Annotated in this window: 24 protein-coding genes; 10 read left to right on the top strand and 14 right to left on the bottom strand. The window is 71.2% G+C overall.

The window, feature by feature from the left end; translation table 11 throughout:
* Positions 1-27 precede the first annotated feature (27 nt).
* Positions 28-153, top strand: a complete 126-nt coding sequence (locus ACIBQ8_RS44940; protein ID WP_397172279.1) for a hypothetical protein — start codon at positions 28-30, stop codon at positions 151-153.
* 42 nt (positions 154-195) lie between these two features.
* Here ACIBQ8_RS44940 and ACIBQ8_RS44935 read toward each other — a convergent pair whose 3' ends face one another.
* Positions 196-768: a TetR/AcrR family transcriptional regulator gene (locus ACIBQ8_RS44935; protein ID WP_397172281.1), complete on the bottom strand. Its 573-nt coding sequence runs from the start codon at positions 766-768 to the stop codon at positions 196-198.
* Between the two features lie 84 nt (positions 769-852).
* Here ACIBQ8_RS44935 and ACIBQ8_RS44930 point away from each other — a divergent pair, with 84 nt between their 5' ends.
* Entirely contained in the window at positions 853-2,013 is a 1,161-nt protein-coding gene (locus tag ACIBQ8_RS44930) for an FAD-dependent monooxygenase (RefSeq protein ID WP_397195200.1), read from the top strand.
* Here the strand turns inward: ACIBQ8_RS44930 and ACIBQ8_RS44925 are convergent.
* The 5 genes from ACIBQ8_RS44925 to ACIBQ8_RS44905 form a co-directional block, all read right to left on the bottom strand.
* A complete protein-coding gene (locus tag ACIBQ8_RS44925) occupies positions 1,982-2,938 on the bottom strand; it encodes a DMT family transporter (RefSeq protein WP_397195199.1) in 957 nt (318 codons plus the stop codon). The genes ACIBQ8_RS44930 and ACIBQ8_RS44925 overlap by 32 nt on opposite strands.
* A gap of 164 nt (positions 2,939-3,102) precedes the next feature.
* Complete coding sequence (locus ACIBQ8_RS44920; RefSeq protein ID WP_397195198.1) at positions 3,103-3,477, bottom strand: VOC family protein; 375 nt, start codon at positions 3,475-3,477, stop codon at positions 3,103-3,105.
* Between the two features lie 54 nt (positions 3,478-3,531).
* Positions 3,532-5,682, bottom strand: coding sequence for an accessory Sec system translocase SecA2 (secA2, locus tag ACIBQ8_RS44915; protein WP_397172287.1), 2,151 nt, complete (start codon positions 5,680-5,682; stop codon positions 3,532-3,534).
* 167 nt (positions 5,683-5,849) lie between these two features.
* The gene (locus ACIBQ8_RS44910) at positions 5,850-6,731 is read right to left on the bottom strand and encodes a DMT family transporter (RefSeq protein WP_397172288.1); all 882 of its coding nucleotides are present in this window, start codon (positions 6,729-6,731) and stop codon (positions 5,850-5,852) included.
* A gap of 192 nt (positions 6,732-6,923) precedes the next feature.
* Positions 6,924-7,739 (bottom strand): SAM-dependent methyltransferase, encoded by an 816-nt coding sequence (locus ACIBQ8_RS44905; protein WP_397172290.1) that lies wholly within the window; start codon positions 7,737-7,739, stop codon positions 6,924-6,926.
* Positions 7,740-7,929: 190 nt separating this feature from the next.
* On the opposite strand from ACIBQ8_RS44905, the gene ACIBQ8_RS44900 reads away from it, so the two are divergent.
* Positions 7,930-8,217 (top strand): PRC-barrel domain containing protein, encoded by a 288-nt coding sequence (locus tag ACIBQ8_RS44900; protein WP_352352063.1) that lies wholly within the window; start codon positions 7,930-7,932, stop codon positions 8,215-8,217.
* 102 nt (positions 8,218-8,319) lie between these two features.
* Here ACIBQ8_RS44900 and ACIBQ8_RS44895 read toward each other — a convergent pair whose 3' ends face one another.
* Positions 8,320-8,871 carry a nucleotidyltransferase gene (locus ACIBQ8_RS44895; RefSeq protein WP_364330127.1) on the bottom strand — a complete coding sequence of 184 codons (552 nt, stop codon included), beginning with the start codon at positions 8,869-8,871 and terminating at the stop codon, positions 8,320-8,322.
* A gap of 151 nt (positions 8,872-9,022) precedes the next feature.
* On the opposite strand from ACIBQ8_RS44895, the gene ACIBQ8_RS44890 reads away from it, so the two are divergent.
* Complete coding sequence (locus tag ACIBQ8_RS44890; RefSeq protein WP_397195197.1) at positions 9,023-9,508, top strand: DUF1360 domain-containing protein; 486 nt, start codon at positions 9,023-9,025, stop codon at positions 9,506-9,508.
* On the opposite strand, the gene ACIBQ8_RS44885 is transcribed toward ACIBQ8_RS44890, so the two are convergent.
* A complete protein-coding gene (locus ACIBQ8_RS44885) occupies positions 9,505-10,458 on the bottom strand; it encodes a TIGR03557 family F420-dependent LLM class oxidoreductase (RefSeq protein ID WP_397172294.1) in 954 nt (317 codons plus the stop codon). The two genes, ACIBQ8_RS44890 and ACIBQ8_RS44885, sit on opposite strands and share 4 nt — an antisense overlap.
* Before the next feature lie 71 nt (positions 10,459-10,529).
* Between ACIBQ8_RS44885 and ACIBQ8_RS44880 the strand changes: the two genes are divergently transcribed.
* Complete coding sequence (locus tag ACIBQ8_RS44880) at positions 10,530-10,679, top strand: GPGG-motif small membrane protein (RefSeq protein WP_165959640.1); 150 nt, start codon at positions 10,530-10,532, stop codon at positions 10,677-10,679.
* Between the two features lie 136 nt (positions 10,680-10,815).
* Positions 10,816-12,597: a PP2C family protein-serine/threonine phosphatase gene (locus ACIBQ8_RS44875; RefSeq protein ID WP_397172296.1), complete on the top strand. Its 1,782-nt coding sequence runs from the start codon at positions 10,816-10,818 to the stop codon at positions 12,595-12,597.
* A 10-nt stretch (positions 12,598-12,607) separates the two neighbouring features.
* On the opposite strand, the gene ACIBQ8_RS44870 is transcribed toward ACIBQ8_RS44875, so the two are convergent.
* The 3 genes from ACIBQ8_RS44870 to ACIBQ8_RS44860 are packed head-to-tail and all read right to left on the bottom strand — an operon-like array spanning position 12,608 to position 14,642.
* Positions 12,608-13,348 (bottom strand): metallophosphoesterase, encoded by a 741-nt coding sequence (locus ACIBQ8_RS44870; RefSeq protein ID WP_397172298.1) that lies wholly within the window; start codon positions 13,346-13,348, stop codon positions 12,608-12,610.
* Complete coding sequence (locus ACIBQ8_RS44865; RefSeq protein WP_397172299.1) at positions 13,341-13,589, bottom strand: BON domain-containing protein; 249 nt, start codon at positions 13,587-13,589, stop codon at positions 13,341-13,343. Before ACIBQ8_RS44865 ends, ACIBQ8_RS44870 begins: the two co-directional genes overlap by 8 nt.
* A 45-nt stretch (positions 13,590-13,634) precedes the next feature.
* On the bottom strand, positions 13,635-14,642 hold the full coding sequence (locus tag ACIBQ8_RS44860) for a DNA topoisomerase IB (RefSeq protein WP_397195196.1): 1,008 nt from the start codon (positions 14,640-14,642) through the stop codon (positions 13,635-13,637).
* Positions 14,643-14,696: 54 nt separating this feature from the next.
* On the opposite strand from ACIBQ8_RS44860, the gene ACIBQ8_RS44855 reads away from it, so the two are divergent.
* Positions 14,697-14,963 carry a hypothetical protein gene (locus ACIBQ8_RS44855; RefSeq protein ID WP_352319527.1) on the top strand — a complete coding sequence of 89 codons (267 nt, stop codon included), beginning with the start codon at positions 14,697-14,699 and terminating at the stop codon, positions 14,961-14,963.
* A gap of 8 nt (positions 14,964-14,971) precedes the next feature.
* A complete protein-coding gene (locus tag ACIBQ8_RS44850; protein WP_397195195.1) occupies positions 14,972-15,976 on the top strand; it encodes an SDR family oxidoreductase in 1,005 nt (334 codons plus the stop codon).
* 306 nt (positions 15,977-16,282) lie between these two features.
* Here ACIBQ8_RS44850 and ACIBQ8_RS44845 read toward each other — a convergent pair whose 3' ends face one another.
* The 3 genes from ACIBQ8_RS44845 to ACIBQ8_RS44835 all read right to left on the bottom strand — a co-directional run bounded on the left by ACIBQ8_RS44845 (position 16,283) and on the right by ACIBQ8_RS44835 (position 17,696).
* A complete protein-coding gene (locus ACIBQ8_RS44845) occupies positions 16,283-16,798 on the bottom strand; it encodes a GNAT family N-acetyltransferase (RefSeq protein ID WP_397195194.1) in 516 nt (171 codons plus the stop codon).
* A gap of 10 nt (positions 16,799-16,808) precedes the next feature.
* Positions 16,809-17,144, bottom strand: coding sequence for a hypothetical protein (locus tag ACIBQ8_RS44840; RefSeq protein ID WP_397195193.1), 336 nt, complete (start codon positions 17,142-17,144; stop codon positions 16,809-16,811).
* Positions 17,145-17,288: 144 nt separating this feature from the next.
* A complete protein-coding gene (locus ACIBQ8_RS44835) occupies positions 17,289-17,696 on the bottom strand; it encodes a RidA family protein (RefSeq protein WP_397195192.1) in 408 nt (135 codons plus the stop codon).
* 132 nt (positions 17,697-17,828) lie between these two features.
* Between ACIBQ8_RS44835 and ACIBQ8_RS44830 the strand changes: the two genes are divergently transcribed.
* Positions 17,829-18,209, top strand: coding sequence for a winged helix-turn-helix transcriptional regulator (locus ACIBQ8_RS44830; protein WP_397172310.1), 381 nt, complete (start codon positions 17,829-17,831; stop codon positions 18,207-18,209).
* Positions 18,210-18,338: 129 nt separating this feature from the next.
* Entirely contained in the window at positions 18,339-20,165 is a 1,827-nt protein-coding gene (locus ACIBQ8_RS44825) for a transketolase (protein WP_397172311.1), read from the top strand.
* Positions 20,166-20,167 lie beyond the last annotated feature (2 nt).

Genomic DNA, 20,167 nt, shown 5'->3' with positions numbered 1-20,167 from the left:
GTCGAAGAGAAGGAGAGTTCCCCCCGTATGGGCAGGCATGAGGCACCCCCCAAGGACGAGTCGCCGGAGGCCGAGTCCGGCACGGCCGACGGCCACCGGGAGCCTCGCGGCAAACACGCGAGGGACGGCGAGGACGCGGGCGGCGAGGAGTAGGCCACCCGAGGCCACGCAGGGCCGACACGGGCGCCGGCGGTGCTATCCGCCGGCGCCCTCGTCACGCAGCATGCCGGTCAGCAGGTCGCGCAGCGCGAGGGTGAGCTCCTCCATACTGGGCACCGAGCCCGCGCCGGCGATCGCGTCGAACATCAGCCCCTCCCCGAAGGCCACGAGCTGGCGGGCGTGGCGCACCGGGTCCTTCGACCCCAGGGCGGCCATCATGGCGGGCGCCGGGTCGCGGAAGCGGCGGCCCGCCCGGTTGTAGATCTCGCGCAGCTCCGGACGCCTGGTGGCCTCCAGGGCCAGCTCGTAGCGGGCCAGGGTGCGCCTGCGGTCGTCGAGCTGCACGCGTACCGCCTCGGCCAGCCGGGCGGGCAGGTCGTCGAAGCTGAGCGGCACCGGCTCGTAGGCGATCGCCATGGCCTTCATCTCCAGCTCGGTGAGCCGGGACAGGGTCAGCTCCAGCAGGGCGGCCCGGGTACGGGCCAGGTTGGACGTGGACCCGGGCGGCAGCCCGGCGGCCTCGTCGACGGCGCGGTGGGTGAGGCCGCGCATGCCCCGCTCGGCCAGCAGGGTGATGGCCGTGTCGGCCACGGCGTCCGCTCGTTTCACGGACCGAATACTACAGGGGTAGTGCGAGCGCACTACAGGCGTAGTACGCTGACACTACAGACGTAGTAACCAAAGGAGGGCGTCATGCCCAAGGCTGTGGTGATCGGTGGCGGCATCGGAGGGCTGGCCTGCGGCGTGGCCCTGCGCCGTAAGGGGTGGGAGGTGAGCGTCTTGGAGCGGGCGGCCGCCGTCGAGCCCGTCGGGTCGGGGCTGGCGGTCGCCGCCAACGCCCTCAAGGCGCTCGACACGCTGGGACTGGGCGACCGGGTGCGCGAGCTGTCCACGGTGGAGGGGCCGCTCGGCGTGCGGCGGGCGGACGGCCGCTGGCTGACGCGCACCACCACCGGCCACGCCGACGCCCGGTACGGGGACTCGGTGGTCGTCATGCTGCGGGCGACCCTCATGGACGTGCTCGCCGGCGCCCTGGAACCGGGCGTCCTGCGGCTGGGCGTCACCGTGACGGGCGTGGACGCCGAGCGCGGGATCGTCCGCACGGACGCGGGCGAGATCGAGGCCGACCTCGTCGTGGTCGCCGACGGCATCCGCTCGGCGACCCGGCGGGCGCTCTTCCCCGGCCATCCGGGGCCGGTGTACTCCGGGGTGACGGCGTGGCGGGCGCTCGTCCCGCGCAACGGGCTGGAGATCCCCCGGTCGGAGAGCTGGGGCAGGGGGCTGGTGTTCGGCGTCCACCAGCTCACCGACGACCTGGTCTACCTGTACGCCACCGACCTGTCACCCGCCGGCGCCGCCCACGGGGACGAGCGGGAGGAACTGCTGCGCAGGTTCGGCGGCTGGCACGAGCCGATCCCGGCGCTGCTGCGGGCCGCCGACCCGGCCCGGATCATCCGCAACGACGTCCACTACCTGAAGACGCCGCTGCCCGCCCTGCACCGGGGCAAGGTGGCGCTGGTGGGCGACGCGGCCCATCCGATGACCCCGAACCTGGGGCAGGGCGCCTGCCAGGCACTGGAGGACGCCGTGGTGCTCGCGCACGCGGCGGACGGCGACCTGGCCGCCTACACCGCCGCCCGGCTGGCGCGCACGTCGGGCGTCGTGCGGCAGTCGATGACGATCTGCCGGGTCACCAAGCTGCGCAACCCGCTCGCGGTACGGCTGCGCGACCTCGCGGTGAGCGCGGCGGGCCGGCTCAGCCCGGAGCTGATGCTGCGTTCGATGGACGACGTGCTGTCCTGGCGTCCGCCGGTGGAGGCGGTCACTGACCGGACGCGGGCCGCCGGCCGGTGACCGCGCCCTCGGACGCCGTCTCAGATGCCGTCTTGGACGCCGTCTCGGCTGCCACCGTCGCGGAGGTGAGCACCGGGGGCACGGGGGCGGGGGCCGGGGCCGGCTTGGAGTGGTCGGGGGTGAGGCGGCCGAGGGTGATCGTGCCGCCGATGGTCAGCGCCCCGGCCAGCAGGGCGGGGATCGCCGTGGACGGGCTGGCAGGCAGCGGTTCGCCGAGCAGGATCGCCCCCGCCAGCACCGAGGTGATCGGGTCGATGACCTGGACGCCGGCGTAGGCGATGCCGAAGTAGCCGACCGCGTACGAGCGCTGGAGCAGCACCACCGCGCAGACCAGCAGCACCGGCACGGCCAGCGTGAACCAGTGGATCAGCCGCCCCCAGTCGCCCTCCAGCCCGCCGCCGACCACCCGGACGAACGTCGAGACGCTCGCGGTCACCACGCCGGCGCCCACCGACAGCAGCAGGGCCCGCGCGGGCCCGTGGAAGCGCCGCGCGAGCACCTGCGAGACCAGCGCGATCGCCGCGATGACGCCCAGGAAGGCGAGCGCGGCGCCGCTGCTCAGGTGGGGCGTGACGTTGTGCTGCGGCACCAGCAGCATGAGCCAGAGCAGGCCCACGGCCACGGCGATCGAGCCGAGGATCTCCGCCCGGTACGGTTTGCGCCCGTACATGAAGGCGGCCAGCGGCACCGCGAACACCAGGGTGGCCACGCTGATCGGCTGCACGGCCACCAGCGGCGCGAAGCTGAGCGCCACGGCGTGCAGGCACGCCCCGGTGAAGCCGATGACGCCGCCGATCCACCAGCGGGGGCGCCGGACCAGCTTGAGCGAGGCGCCCGCGGCCACGGCCTCGTACTGTTGGAGGGCGGCGCCGAGCGCGTATCCCAGCGCTCCGGCCAGCGCGATGAGCAGCCCGATCCAGGTCATCGGCGCCCACGCAGGGGCAGGGGTCCGTGCAGGAGCATTGCTCCAGCTTAAGAGCCGAGCGGAGCACTACCATCATTCTTTAGGCTGATAAATCGACCAATTGGGGCCGCCACCTGCACGAACTTGTGGCTGATCCTTGAGCCCCCGCGGGGGCGTCGCGGGGCCTACGATTGCTCGGGAACCACGCAGAACAGGTGGCCCTCCGGGTCCTGCAGCACGATCCAGCGCGTGCCCTCCTCGGTGACGCCCGGCTGGAACTCCGGCTTGACCGCCCCGAGCGCGGTGTACTCCTCGACCGCCTTGTCCAGGTCGGGCACGCGGAAGTCGAGATGGAACTTCTTGTCGGCGCTGGGCCACTTGCCCGGCTTGTAACCGGGGACGCGGCCGAAGTAGATGCTCGTGGTGCCGTCGCCGATCGCCGCGTACTCCTCCTCGGAGTACTGGATCTCGAAGCCGGTCACCTCGTGGTAGAAGGCGGCCAGCTTCCGGGGGTCGTCGCAGTCGATGGTGAAGGCGATGAGCTTGGCTTTCGTCGTCATGCGTCCATGCTCGCAGGCGTACCTGTCATCTTCTGTCAGGTACGCCCGGCGGGTTCAGCCGCGGCGCGTGGCGGCGGTCACCCGCTTGAGGATCCGGTCCCATTCCGTGCCGAACGGGTTGTCCTGCACCAGGTACGTCCAGGTGGCCGACGGGCGCTTGAGGTCGGGCTCGGGGGCCTCGAACGACTCCAGCGAGCGGCGTTCGACCTCGGCCTGCAGCGCCTTGTACTCGGCCACGGCCTCCCGCTGGAACTCGTCGACCGGGCTCATCCGGCCCAGCGCGCGCAGGTGGATGCCCTCGCGCAGGTCGTTGAGGAAGGCCAGGTGCTCGGTCCAGCAGGTGTCGATGGCGTGCAGGACGATCTGGCGGGCCGTCTCGTCCCTGGTGTCCTCGGGCAGCTCGGCCCAGCGCTCGGGGTCGGCCTCGGCCAGCGCCCTGGCGGCGGCGTCGCCGTGGAGGACCTTGTCGCGCCATTCGAGGATCAGCTCACGCTGGTGTTCGAGCAGGCGGGTGTAGCGCCAGGTGTTGCGGTGGATCTCCAGGTTGACGCCCTCGGCCACCCGCTGGGCGTGGCCCACGATGTAGGCGCCGCGCCGGTGGCGCACCAGGCCGTCGGGGTCGGCGGCGGGGGGCCGCTCGTCGGGGACGAACTGGGTGATCAGGTCGTCGGTCATGCTGACGAAGAAGACCGAGCCGCCGGGGTCGCCCTGCCGGCCGGCCCGGCCGCGGAGCTGGTCGTCGAGGCGGCTGCTGGCGTGGCGGCCGGAGCCGATGACGTAGAGGCCGCCGAGCTCGGCCACGCCCTCGCCGAGCCGGATGTCGGTGCCGCGACCGGCCATCTGGGTGGAGACGGTGATCGCGCCGCGCTCGCCCGCCCTGGCGATGATCGTGGCCTCTTCCGCGTCGTTCTTGGCGTTGAGGACGACCGGCTCCATGCCGCGTCGCTGCAGCAGCTTGGCCAGGTTCTCCGACTCGGCCACGTCGAGGGTGCCGATGAGGATCGGCCGGCCCGTCTCGTGCACCTCCTGGATCTCCTCGACCAGCGCGGCGTCCTTGTCGGGGACGGTCGGGTAGATGCGGTCGGGCTCGTCCTGCCGCACGCACGGCCGGTTGGACGGGATGACCGCGACCTTGAGGCCGTAGAACTCGCCGAGCTGCTCGTTGACCGCGACGGCGGTGCCCGTCATGCCGCAGATCTGCGGGTAGCGGCGGATGAGCCCCTGGACGGTGATCGAGTCGAGGATCTCGCCCTTCTCGCTCGGCGGCAGCGCCTCCTTGGCCTCCACGGCCGCCTGGAGCCCGTCGGGCCAGCGCTGCAGCAGCGCGACCCGGCCGCGCGAGGGGTTGATCAGCTGCACCCTGCCGTCGCGCACGATGTAGTCGACGTCGCGGGCGAGCAGCGCGTGGGCGTGCAGGGCGAGGTTGAGCTCGATGAGCGTGCCGGGCTCGTGCTCGTCGTAGAGCTCGACGCCGAGGATGTTCTCGACGCTGTCGGCGCCCTTGGGGGTGAGGTAGACGTTGCGCGCCTGCTCGTCGATCTCGTAGTGGTAGCCGCGGACCAGCGTGCGCACCAGCGCCGCCATCTCCGGCACCGCGCTGCCTGGGTCGGCCGCGCCGGCCATCACCAGCGGCACCCGGGCCTCGTCGACCAGCACGGAGTCGGCCTCGTCGATCAGCGCCACCTCCGGCGCGGGCACGACGATCTCGGCCGGGTCGGTGCGCAGCCGGTCGCGCAGCACGTCGAAGCCGATCTCGCTGACCGGCCCGTACGTGACGTCCTTGGCGTAGGCGGCGCGGCGCTCCTCCGGGGTGGAGTTCTGGTCGATCCAGCCCACGCTGACGCCGAGCGCCTCGTAGAGCGGGCCCATCCACTCGGCGTCACGCCTGGCCAGGTAGTCGTTGACGGACATCACGTGGACGCGCTTGCCCTGCAACGCGTAACCGGCGGCGGCCATGGCGCCCGACAGGGTCTTGCCCTCGCCGGTCGCCATCTCGGCCACCTTGCCGTCGAGCAGGGCGAGCGTGCCCAGCAACTGCACGTCGTACGGCCTGAGCCCGAGGGTGCGGTCGGCGGCCTCGCGCACGACGGCGCAGAACTCGGCCAGATCGTCCATGGCCGGCGTCGGCAGCTCGTCGAGCTTCCCGACGCGGCCGGCGCGCTCTTCGGCCGCCTTGACGATCTTCAGATAGGGGCTCAGGTTCACGCCGCCTGGACGATCCAGGAGGTTTCTGAATATTCCCTTTATCGAGGCCACAGTTCCTCCAACGCACGTTTCGCCGGCGCCGTTCCGTTATGCCGAAATGAGAGAACGGAGCGACGATACGGCAAGCGTCGCCGTACCGGACCTTAACTCATCACGGGCCCTGGACCTCACATCTCCGTTTCCGCTTTCAGCGCGAGAACGGCGACCGCGGCGAGCAGGAGCGCGCACCCGCCCCAGGCGAGCGGGGTCAGCCGCTCGCCGAACAGCAGGACGCCGATCAGCGCCGCCCCGGCCGCCTCGCCCAGCGAGATGATCGAGACCGTGGTGGCCGGCAACGCGGTGAGCGCCCGGAAGAACAGGCCGTAGGCCAGGGCGGTGGGCACCGCGCCCAGGTAGACCAGCAGCGCCACCGACGACACGCTCAGCTCGGGCAGCACGCCCGCCGGCAGGGCGAAGGGCGCCAGGCAGGCAGCCCCGACCGCGAACCCGCCGACCGCGGTGCCCTGAGGGTCGGCCGCCCGGTGGTAGCGGGAGAAGAGCGTCACGCCGGCGTACCCGGCGGCCGAGAGCAGGGCGTACCCGATCCCGGCCCCGCTGCCGGACGGAGAGTCGGCCCGGACGACCGACTCCCAGGTGAGCAGGACCAGCCCGGCCGGCGCGGCGGCCAGCGCGGCGCGGGCGACCGGGCTGAGCGGCTCGCGCAGCAGCAGCCGCCCGCCGAGGGCGGTGATGATCGGCGTGGCGCCCATGGTCACGACCGTCGCGACCGCGACGCCGGACCCGGCGATGGCCGCGAAGTACGCGGTCTGGTAGACGGCCATGCCGGCGCCGACCGGCAGGACGTGCCAGGTGAGCCGGCGCGGACGCGCCGCGCGGCGGGTGAGCGCGAGCAGGAAGGCGGCGCCGAGCAGGTAGCGCCAGAGCGAGACGCCGACGGGGCCGAGGTGGCTCGACTCGAACAGCAGCGCGCCGGCGGCGCCGCCGGTGCCCCAGGCCGTGGCGGCCACGGAGACGTAGACGGCGCCACGGCGGGCGGAGACAGGGGTCATGACAGGAGTTCTCCGGATGGAGTGGTCGGAATGGGCCCGTACGCGGGCAGCAACCACCCCCGGATCGGTCAGACCCGGAGAATCCTGAAACGCCGCCGCCCGCTAGAGGGCCGGCGGCGGGGAGCAGACGAGGAATCGACGCGGCATGGGCGCCACCCTAGCCGCCGTCCGCCACGAAAAGCAGCAGGGTTTTCACGGCTTGCGGGCCACGCCGCCCAGCAGCAGCTCTTCCCAGGGGGCCAGCGGGCCGGGCAGCCGCTCGTCGGGGTGCCATTCGGGGAAGTGCACCACCCCGGGCTCGACCAGCACGAGCCCGTCGAAGTACGCCTCGATCGCCGCGCGCTCGCGGAAGTGGCCGGTGCCCATGGTGGCCTGGAGCAGCGCCTCCAGGGCCTTGGCCTTGGGGTTGCCGGAGGCCAGCATGTTGGAGACGGCCAGGTGGCTGCCGGGGGCGAGTTCGGCGACGTACCGGCGGACCAGGCCGTGGGGGTCGTCGGCGTCGGGGAACAGGTGCAGCAGCCCGATGGCCAGCAGGGCCGTGGGCTGGTCGAGGTCGATCAGGCGGCCCAGCTCGGGGTGGCCGAGCACGGCCTCGACGTCGCGGGCGTCGGCGGTGATCGCGGTGGCGCCGGGGTTGCCGCTCAGGATGGCGCGGGCGTGCGGCTCGACCATGGGGTCGATGTCCACGTAGACGACCCTGGTACGGGGGTCGGCGAACTGGGCGACCTCGTGCGTGTTCTCGATGGTCGGCAGCCCGGCGCCGAGGTCGATGATCTGCCTGATGCCCGCCTCGCGGACGAGGAAGTCGACGATCCGGCCGATGAAGGCCCGGTTGCACCAGACGAGGTCGACCACCTCGGGCACGGCGTCCCTGAGCCGGCGCGCCACCGAGCGGTCGACGGAGAAGTTCTCCACGCCGCCGAGCAGGCAGTCGTGCACGCGGGCCACGCTGGGACGCGTGACGTCGACGCCCGGAGGGGCCCACTCCTGCGCCTCGCCGACGATCATCCGGCCCCCCTTTCAGTCCGTGACGCGGATCGTATCCGTCGCCACCGACGCTTTGTTGGTGGTTTACCGGAGCCTGTCCGGGTAGCGGGAGTCTTGCCCGAGAAAAGACGGAAGAAGAGAGGAAGAGAGCCCAATGGAGCTCTGGAACTATCGTCCTGACGTCTATGACCGGGGTCAGAGTCTGGATCTCGTGGGGTACCACGTCCAGGCGACCGACGGGAAGATCGGGTCCGTCGACGAGGCGACGTACGAGGTCGGCGAGAGCTACATCATCGTCGACACCGGTCCCTGGATCTTCGGCAAGAAGGTCATGCTGCCGGCGCAGGTCGTCACGCGCATCGACCCTCAGGAGCGCAACGTGCACGTCGCGCGCACCAAGGCCGAGATCAAGGACGCGCCCGAGTTCGACGAGGGCAGGTACAAGGAGCCCGAGTACCGCACGCGGCTGGGTGACTACTACGGCCGCTACGGCGGGTGACCCTCGCAGTCTGTCCTAGAGAGAGGGCCGCGTCCGAACAGGGCGCGGCCCTCCGCCCGTTCCGGGCCGCCCCCTCAGGGGCGGCGGGTCAGGGCCGGCGGGTCAGGGCCACCGGCTCTCGCCGCCGGCCACCACCGGCTCGCTCAGCACGCCCAGCCGCTCCAGCAGCGTCACGAACGTCGTCGCGTACGGCGAGTCGGCCACCACCGCCACCACCCGCGGCCAGTCCACCTGCTCGCGCAGCGCCCGCACCTGGGCCAGCAGGGAGCCGTAGTCGCAGGCGTGCTCCGACAGCGGCAGCAGCCACGAGATGACCAGGTCGGTGGCCTCCAGGACGGGCACGATCACCGCGGACGCCTTCAGCGGCTCGGCCCGGTCCAGCAGCTCCTCGGTGATCTCGTGGTCGGAGACCCGGAAGATCAGATCGACCAGCCGGCCCTCGTCGTACGCCTTGACCAGCCAGTCCTCCGGCGGTTTGGCGGTCTCGAAGCCCAGCCCGCGCAGGGCTTCCAGGGCGGCGGGCACGTCGTGCTCGGTGAGCACGAAGTCCACGTCGTGCAGGGAGGGGGCGGCGCCTCTGGCGTAGGCCGCGCAGCCGCCGGCCAGCGCGAACTTCACCCCGGCGTCCTTCAGCCCGGAGCTCGCGCGCTTCAACGTGTCAAGGATGGCGTCAGTGACCGCATGACCATGGCTGCTCATGGTTCCGGGCTACCCTCACGATCGTCATGTAGACGTTGCCGGCAGCCCAAGAGACCGCCCGGAAGAGGGCGCGTAGAGGCAGGGGTTGAGGGTAGCGCCACACCCTATGACCGACATGCTGGAGAAGACGGAACGGGCCTACGGCAACGGGCATGACCGTCCGCTGCGCGGCTACCTGGGCATCCTCGCCACGTACGGCGCGGGGGTGGCCGGTGCGGCGGCGGCCGCGGTGCTCACCAAGAGGAAGCTGCCCGAGCGGGTCGGCGTCCTCGACCTCGCGCTCATGGCGGCCTGCACGCACAAGGTCTCCCGGCGCCTGGCCAAGGACCCCGTCATGAGCCCCCTGCGGGCGCCCTTCACCAAGTACGAGGGTCAGGGCGGCCCGTCGGAGGTCCAGGAGGAGCCGCGCGGGCCGATGGGCGAGCTGCTGGCCTGCCCGTTCTGCCTGGCCCAGTGGGCGGCCACCGCGTACGCCGTCGGCCTGGTCTTCGCCCCCAGGGTGACCAGGCTGGTCGGCGCCACGATGACCGCGGTGGCCGTCTCCGACTGGCTGCAGCTCGGGTACGCCAAGCTGATGAAGTCCGCGGACTAGCGCACCCTGGGGAGCACCTCGCGTTCGTAGAAGTCGAAGAACGCGTCCTGCTCGGTGCCTATCTGGTTGACGTAGACCTCGTCGAACCCCGCGTCCACGTACTCCTTGAGCGCCCGCGCGTGGACCTCGGGGTCGGGGCCGACCGGGCTGCCGCCCACGGCCTCGTCCTCGGTGACCGACTCGGCGAGCTGCTCGAAGTGGCGCGGCAGCGGCAGGATCTGCGACGCCTCCCCCTTGATCCCCTGCGTGGGCCACAGGCGGTGGACGGTCTTGCGCGCGGTGGCCTCGTCGGCGGCGTAGCACGCCTTGAGGCCGCCGAGCGCCGGTTTGCCCGCGCCGCCCGCCTCGCGGAACCGCGTGACCGACTCGGCGTCCGGCGCGGTGGAGATGTAGCCGTCGGCCAGCCGGCCGGCCAGCGTCGTGGACTTCTCGCCGAACCCCGACATCAGGATGGGCACCGGCTCGTCGGGGAGCGTGTAGAGCCGGGCCGTGTCCACGCGGTAGTGGGCGCCCCGGTGGGTCACCAGCTTGCCGGTGAACAACTCGCGCATCAGCCCGACGGCTTCTTCGAGCATCTCCAGGCGTTCGCTGAGCGGGGGCCAGCGCGACTCGACGACGTGCTCGTTCAGCGCCTCGCCGGTGCCCACGCCGAGCCGGAACCGTCCGCCGGTGAGCGCCCCGGTGGTGGCGGCGGCCTGCGCGACGACGACCGGGTGCGTACGGATGAGGGGACAGGTGACGGCGGTGGTGATGGGCAGCGAGGTCGCCTCGGCCAGCGCGCCCAGCACGGACCAGACGAAGGGGGCCTGGCCCTGCTCGTCCAGCCAGGGGTGGAAGTGGTCGGAGATCCACAGAGCCTCGAAACCGGCGCGTTCTGCGGCCTTGGCCTGACGCACCAGTTCTTTGGGCCCGTGTTCCTCACACGACAAGAAATAGCCGAATGTCGTCATGAATCACCACCTGCCCGTTACGGCGGAGGAAAACATGTTACGGAGTCGCGCGTGGGGGCAGTTGCAGTCACATGGCTACTTTGCTTTGGATCATCGCCGTAATCCTCGTCATCTCCGGGATCTATGTGATTCTGGCCCGTCGCGACCTCCTCTGGGGGATCGTGCTCATCGTCCTCGGCTTCCTCGTGGGGCCGGGTGGGGTCAGCATCTTCAATGTGTAGGGCGGACGCCGCTCCGCACTCCGTCCGTGACGACCCGCTGGGCCGAACCTCGAGAACGGCCCAGCGGATCACCTAGTTTTGCCGAAATATCAGCACCACCTGCCCTCAATCCCGAATGATCGGGCATGGGGAGCGAGTGAGCAGATTTCCGCCGTTCAGCCGCTACGAGATGAACGCGGCTTCGGCACGGGTCCGTGAGCAACTTGTTCACGTTCGCCGCCACCTGCGTACCCAGGCCATCCTCGACGAGGCCACGGCCCGCCTGGCCACCCGGCTCAACATCCGCCCAGGCGAGGCCGCCGAGCAACTCGCCAGGATGGCCCAGCACAGCGGTCTGGAGCTGACCGAGGTCGCCAAGGGCATCGAACGGCCGTCCGAGCTGGTGCTCGAACGACCCGAGGTGCCCGAGTGGGTACGCGGCATGCTGGCGGGCGTGCATGCCTCGGCCCTCTTCCTCACCCCCGTCCAGGACGACGCGGGCCGCGTCGTGGACTTCCTCGTCGTGGCCGCGAACGAGCACGCCAGGACCCCCGCCGGACGCACGGCCGACGACCTGGCCGGACGCCGCCTGCTTGAGGTCAGCCCCGGCGTGGCCGGTTCCGGCCTGCTGGACGACTACATCGCCGTGTACGAGTCGGGCGAGTCCCTGCACCACATGCCGCTGGAGTTCGTCGAGGCCATGGACTACCGGCTGTGGCCGGCGACCCTCGCCGTGCGCGCCGCGCGCGTGGACGAGGGCCTGCTGGTGAGCTGGCGCATCCTCGACGACGAGGAACTGCTGGTCTCCGGCTGGGAACGCGCCCAGCGCCTGGCCGAGCTGGGCTGGGGCGAGTGGAACCTGGCGACCGAGCGCACCCTGTGGACGCCGCAGATGTACGAGATGTTCGGCCGCGACCGCGCCGACGGCCCGATGCCCCTGGAGGAGCTGCCCGGCGTGGTGGTCGCCGAGGACCTCCCCGTCATGGACGAGCAGATCCGCACGCTGCTGGAGTTCCGCGAGGCCGTCGAGAACGAGTTCCGCATCCAGCACCGGCACGGCGTACGCCACCTGTGCGTCTACAGCGAGCCGCTGCTCGACGCGGACGGCGTGCCGGTCAAGGTCCGCTGCCTGGTCCAGGACGTCACCAAGAACCGCCGCAGGGAACGCGCGCTGGCCGTGGCGCACGAGCAGGCGACCAGGGAGAAGGAACGGGCCGAGCAGGAGCACCGGATCACCGTCCAGCTCCAGAACACGATCCTGCCGATCCGCCGGGGCCTCATCCGGCTTCCGGGGCTCGCCGTCGGCGTGCGCTACCTGCCGAGCGAGGACCTGGCCAGGCTCGGCGGCGACTGGTTCAAGGCCCGGCTGATCACCGACGGCCGCGTGCTGCTGGCCATCGGCGACGCCATGGGCCACGGCCTGACCGCCGCGAGCATCATGCTGCAGATGCGCTCGGGGCTGGCCGGCCTGGCCTACACCGGCGCTCCCGCCGGTCAGCTCACCACCTGGCTGAACGACCTCATCGTGCACTCCAACGAGGACGTCACCGTCACGGGAACCGCGATCATCGGCCACTTCGACCCCGAGCGCCGCACGTTCGCCTGGACCAACGCCGGCCACCTCGCGCCCGTCCTCATCAGGGACGGGCGCGGGCAGGCCGTCGACGGGGTCACCGGCACGCTGCTGGGGGCCTTCGACGCGGCCGAGTACGACATGACGGTCACCCAGCTCGAACCGGGCGACACCCTCGTCATGTACACCGACGGCGTCGTCGAGCGGCGCGGGCGGGACCTGGACGTCGGCATCGCCGCGCTGCTGCGGGCCTCGCACTCGTGCGTGGGGGACGACCCCGAGCAGCTGATCGACTGCCTGCTGCACCGGCTCGGCGCCGACGACTCCACCGACGACGTGTGCGTGATCGCCGCACGCGTGCTGTGATCTTCCGGGGTCAGTCGTCGTAGTGGTTGCCCGGCTCCTCCAGGCAGTAGACGCCGTACGCCCTGCCGAGGACGGGCAGGGCGACGTTGCGCACCCGGATGCCGCCCGAGGTCATGCCCTTCTCCGTGCCCTTGTGGGCGTGCCCGTGCAGGATGAGGTCGGCGCCCGCCGTGTCCACCGCCTCGGCCAGCAGGTAGCTGCCGAGGAAGGGGTAGATCTCCAGCGGCTCGCCCTCCAGCGTCTCCTTGATCGGGGAGTAGTGGGACAGCACCACGCGCTGGTCGGCCACGAGCTCCTTGAGCGCGACCTTCCACGCCTCGGCGATGTAGCGCGTGTGGGAGATGAAGTTCTTGATCTCGCGCTCGCCGAACTCGCTGGCGCTCTTGCCGGCGAACCCGCCGCCGAACCCCTTGCCGCCGACCACGCCCAGCTTCCGGTCACCGCACTGGATCACCGCGCCGTCGTCGTCGAGCACGATGACGCCGGCGTCGCGCAGCTCGGCGGCGATCTCGTACTGCAGGTCGGAGTGGTAGTCGTGGTTGCCCAGGACCGCCACGGTGGGGATGGGCAGGCCGCGCAGCTCGTCGGCCACGACCCGGCCCTCCTCCAGCGTGCCGTGCCGGGTGAGGTCTCCCGCGACCATGAACACGTCGGCACGTTCCTCGATGCCCTCAAGCCTGCGCCGGTACTGGCCTCTGACGTCCTCGCCCAGGTGGATGTCGCCCACCGCCGCGATTCGCAGGTCAGTCAAGATGCTCATCCTCCCCCGGCGCCGAGACGTCGACCACGCGTATCTCGTTGTGCAGGTGCAGCTGGGGCGCGATCTCCCGCGCCACCTCGCCGAGCCTGTCGCGCTGCTCGGCTCCGCTCACCTGACCACGCAGGAACAACTGGTCGCCGCGGACGTCGACCCGGATGCCCAGCTCGTGCGTGCGTCCGTCCTCGGCCAGCGCCTGTTGGACGCGGGCCGCGACGTACTGCGGAGCTTCCATCGCTTGCCTCCTTCTATTGTCGCCGCATGCCCGGGGATTAAGGGCTCAAACGGCGCGAATAAGGTCTATAACGGCCCGTTCCACCGTCCCGTGGGTGGCGAGCTGCCCGTAGTCGGCGTCCGCTCCGAGCTCGGTGAGGGCCGCGGCGATCGTCCTGTCCTGGTCGTACGCCTCCACCACCCGCGGGTCCACGTACGACGCCCGCGCCACGGTCGGCGTGTTGCCCAGATACTCGGCCACCTCCCGCATCACCCGGGTGACCGCCCGCTTCCTGGCGGCGCCGCTCCCCCGGGCGTGCTTGGAGACCGCCAGGCCCACGGCGGCCAGGACGGTCGCGTGCCAGGTCCGGAAGTCCTTGGCGCTGACCTCGCAGCCGAGCAGTTCGCGCAGGTAGTCGTTGATGTCCTCGCTCTTGACGTCACCCCAGCCGCCCTCCGGACGGCGGTAGCGGAGCAGTTCGCCCTCCGCGCCGAGCGCCTTGAGCGAACGCAGCACCGTGCAGGCTCCGGGGTCGGCCACCACGACCTCGCGGGAGATGTCCCCCTTGGCCTGGTAGGCGCAGGTCACCACGCCGTTGCTGCAGGTCACGTGGTCCATCCGCAGGGTGGCCAGGCCGTAGGTGTCGTAGCTCTCGCCGCCGATCCTGAAGAAGCCGACGTCCAGCAGGCGGGCGGCGGCGGCCAGCACCCGGTCCCTGGTCAGGCCGCGGCCCTTGAGGCGGTCGTCCACGGCCTTGCGGAACGCGGGCAGGCGCTCGGCCACCTCCAGCACGTGGTCGAACTTCGCCTTGTCCTGCTGCTCGCGCCACAGGTCGTGGTAGCGGTACTGCCTGCGTCCTGCCGCGTCCACGCCGACGGCCTGGAGGTGGCCGTACGGGGAGGGGCAGATCCACACGTCCTTCCACGCCGGGGGGATGACGAGCGACCTGATGCGCTCCAGCGTCGCCTTGTCGCGCACCGGCCGCCCGTCCGGTCCTTCGTAGCTGAACCCGCGCCCGCGACGGCGCCTGACGATCCCCGGCTCACTCTGGTCACTGGGATGTAGCTCGGGCACGCAGGGCGGCTACCCAGCACGTTAGGCAACAAACAGGACGGGCAGGTGAGCGGCATGCCTGAGAACACGGATGACGGTAGATGGCACGAAGAGGGTGACCGGAAGGGCCACCCCATGGTGCCCGCCACACCGCGCGACGTGGTGCACATCAGGGTGGGATCGTTCATTCTGGTGTTCCTCTTCGCGTTCACGGTGCTGGGGCTCATAGCAGGAGCGCCGGTGATGGCAGGGATCGCGATCGTGTTGTTCATCATCACGATCGTCGACATCGCCCTGGCGATCCGGCGGCAGAAGGACCGAAACACTGGAGAGGCAGGCTGACAACCGACATGGCATCCCTTCGAGGACGCGTGGTAGTGGTGACGGGCGCGAGCGGCGGGGTCGGACGGGCGGTGGTGCGCGAGCTGGGCGCTCGCGGCGCGCGGGTGGCCCTGATCGCCCGCGGCACGGCGGGCCTTGGCGCGGCCGCCGTGGACGTGGGAACCGCGGGCGGGGACGCGAAGGTCTACGAGGCGGACGTGGCCGACTACGAGCAGGTGAAGGCGGCGGCGGAGCGCATCGAGGCGGAGATGGGACCGATCTCCACCTGGATCAACACCGCCTTCTCCTCAGTCTTCGCCAAGTTCACCGATATTTCGCCAGATGAGTACGCTCGTACGACTTCGGTCACGTACCTCGGCTACGTGTGGGGCACCAAGGTCGCCCTCGACCTCATGGGCCCCCGCAACGCCGGGACCGTCGTCCAGGTCGGCTCGGCGCTGAGCCATCGCGGCATCCCCCTCCAGTCGGCGTACTGCGGGGCCAAGCACGCCATCAAGGGCTTCACCGAGTCGCTGCGCACCGAGCTGCTGGCCGACCGGAGCGGCATCGACGTCACGCTCGTCCAGCTTCCCGCGGTCAACACCCCTCAGTTCGAGTGGGTGCTGTCCAAGCTGCGGCGGCACCCCCAGCCCGTCCCCCCGATCTACCAGCCGGAGGTCGCGGCGCGCGCCATCGTGTACGCCGCCGAGCACCCCGGACGCAAGGAATACTGGGTGGGCGCCAGCACCGCGGCCACCCTCATGGCCCAGCGCGTCGCCCCCGCCCTGGTGGACCGGTACCTCGCCAGGACCGGCATCCAGTCCCAGCAGACGGACGAGAAGCAGCCGAGCGGGGTGTCGAACCTCTGGGAGCCGGCCGACGAGGACAAGGACTACGGGGCGCACGGCACGTTCGACCGGCGCTCACACGGTCACAGCCCGCAGGTGTGGCTGTCGCAGCATCGGCGGGCTGTGATGGTGGCGGCGGGGGGTTTGGCTGCGGCGGTGACGGTGGCTCGGCGGCTCGCCCGCTGACCCGGCTTCTTCGGGCTCCCGCCCGGCACCTGGTCACCGGGTGGGCCGCCGGGAGCCCACCCGGGATGCTCGCTTCGCTCGCCATGGCCACCCGCCTCGGGGCCGATTACCAGGTGGGCCATGGGAGCACCAGGTGCACAGCGGTGCCCCCCGAGGTACCAGCCAGGCCCTACCGCCCATCTGGCAGCGGACCTACTCACCCTCCACCAGCCGTCCCGCAGATCACTGGCCAGGCAACGGGAAGGTCCCCGACCACTGCGATGTCCGTGGTCGCAGGGCCGCCCGAGCTGATCAAGGCGGTGCGGCTCAGCGCCCCGGCAAGGCTCGCTCCAGCTCGATCAGAGCCAGCGCGGGCCCCTCCTCGAACTCGTGGTCGTGAGTCCTGCCGGTCTCGGTGAAGCCGTTCTTGGCGTAGAAGCGGCGAGCCTGGGCCGAGTCCCGGAGCGTCCACAGGTGCACGTCGTCGTACCCGGCGTCGCGTGCCGCGTCCAGGACTGCCATCAGCAGAACACCGGCGATGCCGCTGCCCCAGACGTCCGGATGGGCGAAGAAGGTATAGATCTCCGCGGAGCCGGGACGGGAGGTGGAGGCCCCGAACCGGGCGAAGGCCCCGGGCCGGTCGTTCAGGCGTGCCAGCAGGATCGGGTCCGCGCCCTCGGCCAGGATGCCGTGCCACTTGCCGCGCCGCTCCTCGATCCCGGCCTCGGCGACCTTCGGCGCGCACAGCGGGCCGTGCGAGACGCCCCAGGACAGGGCGTGAATCTCGCCGAGGACGTCCCCGTCCCCAGGTTGCGCGGGGTTGACCGTGATCACGTCAGGCATGACTCAGACACTACTGTCGGCTCCCGTCGCCGACTCGTCCGGGGCTGGGACTCGACAGCACTGCCGCATTCGTGACGCTGCCGTTGGGGGCGATCAGGCGGAGCGACTCCAGGAGGGCCTTGTCCGCCAGCTCGGCCAGGTGATCGCGCCCGCCGGCGATCAGCAACCGCCGGAGCCTTTCGAACTCCACCGCGCTCAGTTGGCCGATGCTGAGGCTGGAGGCGTCGGCCGACCAGTCGACCTGGCCGCGAGCGATCATGACCTCGCGCTGCTGGTGCGGGGGGAACGGCAGGCACTGCTTGCCGAGGCGACGGGTGGCGAGGCCCGCGGCGTTGCTGTGCGGCATCACCCCCGCGGGACCGTGATCAGGATCAGCTGTACGCCTTCGACGACCCGCTCTTCCACGAAAGCGGTGATCGGCGGGTTCGTCCGGCCGAAGATCCCCTTCCGGATGCCCTTTCTCAGTTGGTCTCAGTGCGTCTCCTGTCCCTTACGGGAGGATCGCGGTGGCTTCGACCTCGACCAGGTGGTCCGGGACGGACAGGGCCGCGACGCCCAGCAGGGTTGCCGGTGGGGTCGCCGTCGTGCCCAGTTTCGCCTTCGCCCGGGAGATCCCGTCCAGGAGCGCGGACATCTTGCCGGGGGTCCAGTCCACGACGTGGACGGTCAGCTTCGCCACGTCGTCGAACGTCCCGCCGGCCCCGGCGAGGGCGGTGGCGACGTTGAGGTAGCACTGTTCGACCTGCGCGGCGAGGTCGCCCGCGCCGACCGTGGCGCCCTCGGCGTCCCAGGAGACCTGTCCGGCGACGAAGACCAGCCTCGTTCCGGACGCGACCGCCGTCTGGTGGTAGACGTCGATCGCGGGCAGGCCGTCGGGGTTCAGCAGGGTGACGGGCATGGTGTGCGCCTCCTGACAGGGGTGGCCGGAACGCGCGTACGGCCACTCAAGACTCTCTTGTGGTTACTGAGGAACTGTAGGAGAGTGTTCGCTGACGTGGAAGAACGCACTTTTCAGTGACTGGGGAACCTCATGGTGACCAAGCAGTTCAAGGGCTCGGAGGGCGAGGCGGACCTGAGGCGGGCCGACTCCCTGGCGCGGGAGATCTTCACGGACGTCGCCAACAAGTGGGCGTTCCTGATCATCGAGGCCATCGGCGAGGGCACCCTGCGCTTCGGCGAGCTGCGCGACCAGGTCGAGGGCATCAGCCACAAGATGCTCACCCAGAACCTGCGCATGCTGGAGCGCAACGGGCTGGTCGAGCGGACGGTGTATCCGACCGTGCCGCCGCGGGTGGAGTACACCCTCACCGAGCCGGGACGGGCCCTGCGCGCGACGGTCGACGCGATGTGCGCGTGGACGCAGCGCCACCTCGGCGACATCGAGGCCGCCCGCCACCGCTTCGACGCCTGACGCCGCACGCCCCGGGACCGCCCGGGCGAGGGAGGTTTCAACTGCCGACAAATGGGGTCAGGTGACGTCAGGCCCGAGTTAAGCGCCGCGCAGGGGGTAGGCGGCGTGAAACTCACGAGGAGGGTCTTGATGCCTGAACGCGATCTCCCGTACTTGACCGAACTGGCCGCGCAACTGCGCGTCGACTCCGTACGCGCCGCCGCGGCGGCCGGTTCCGGGCACCCCACCTCGTCGATGTCGGCCGCGGACCTGATGGCCGTGCTGTTCGCCTGCCACCTCAGGTACGACTTCGACCGCCCCGACAACCCCGGCAACGACCACCTGATCTTCTCCAAGGGCCACGCCTCCCCCCTTCTGTACTCGCTCTACAAGGCGGCGAAGGTCATCGACGACGAGGAGCTGCTGTCGTTCCGGCGCCGGGGAAGCCGGCTGGAGGGACACCCCACCCCCCGGCTGCCCTGGGTGGACGTCGCGACCGGCTCGCTCGGTCAGGGGCTGCCGGTGGGCGTGGGCGTGGCCATGGCGGGACGGCTGGAACGGCTGCCGTACCGGGTGTGGGTGCTGTGCGGCGACAGTGAGCTGGCCGAGGGGTCCATCTGGGAGGCGGCCGAGCACGCCGGGGCCGAGGGGCTGGCCAACCTGGTCGTGATCGTGGACGTGAACCGGCTGGGACAACGCGGCCCGACCCGGCACGGATGGGACACGGGGGCGTACGCGCGCCGGTTCGGCGCCTTCGGCTGGCACACGATCGAGATCGACGGCCACGACCCCGGCCAGATCGACTTCGCGCTGGGGGACGCCTGCAACACCCGCCGGCGTCCCACCGTGATCCTGGCCAAGACCCGCAAGGGCGAGGGGGTCGTCGAGGTCGAGAACCGGGAGGGCGCGCACGGCAAGGCGCTCAAGGATCCCGACAAGGCCATCGACGAGCTGGGCGGCCCGCGCAGCGTCCATGTGGAGGTGCACAGGCCGGAGGGCGAGGCCGAGCCGTACCACTTCGACCCGCGACCGGCGACGCTGCCCGAGTACGAGGTCGGCGCGAAGGCGGCGACCAGGGCGGCGTTCGGCGCGGCGCTGACGGCGCTCGGCGCGGCCCGCGGCGACGTGGTGGCGCTGGACGGCGAGGTGGCCGACTCGACGAAGACCGAGGAGTTCGGCCAGGCGTTCCCCGAGCGCTTCTTCGAGATGTACATCGCCGAGCAGCAGCTCGTGGCGGCGGCCGTCGGCCTGTCGGTGCGCGGCTGGAGGCCGTACGCGGCCACCTTCGCGGCGTTCCTGACCAGGGCGCACGACTTCGTCAGGATGGCCGGCGTGAGCCAGGCGTCGATCCGGCTGGTCGGCTCGCACGCCGGCGTCTCGATCGGCGAGGACGGCCCCTCGCAGATGGGCCTGGAGGACCTGGCCATGATGCGGGCGGTGTACGGCAGCACGGTGCTGTACCCGTGCGACGCCAACCAGGCGGCGGCGCTGACCGTCGAGATGGCGGACGTGTCAGGGGTGTCCTACCTGCGCACCACCCGCGGCGAGACGCCGGTCATCTACCCGCCCGGCGAACGCTTCCCGGTGGGCGGCTCGCGCGTGCTGCGGCGCTCGCCCGACGACCGGGTCACGATCGTGGCGGCCGGGATCACGGTGCACGAGGCGCTGGCGGCGGCCGACGAGCTGAAGGCGGCCGGCGTCCCGGTCGGCGTGATCGACCTGTACTCGGTCAAGCCGGTGGACGCGGCGGTGCTGGTGGAGGCCGCCACGACGACGGGCAACCTGATCACGGTCGAGGATCACCGGCTGGAGGGCGGTCTCGGCGACGCCGTGCTGGACGCCGTCAGCGAGCTCGGCCCGCGGGTGGTGAAGCTCGCCGTGACCGGGTTGCCCGGGTCGGCGACGCCTGAGGAACAGCTCGCGGACGCCCGCATAGACCGCCACGCGATTGCCGAGGCGGTCAAGCGGTTGCTGTGAAG

The organism is Nonomuraea sp. NPDC049646 (genome assembly GCF_044465525.1).
Taxonomy (GTDB): domain Bacteria; phylum Actinomycetota; class Actinomycetes; order Streptosporangiales; family Streptosporangiaceae; genus Nonomuraea.
The sequence above is the reverse complement of the archived record's forward strand: the minus strand, read 5'-3'. Positions and strand labels throughout refer to the sequence as shown.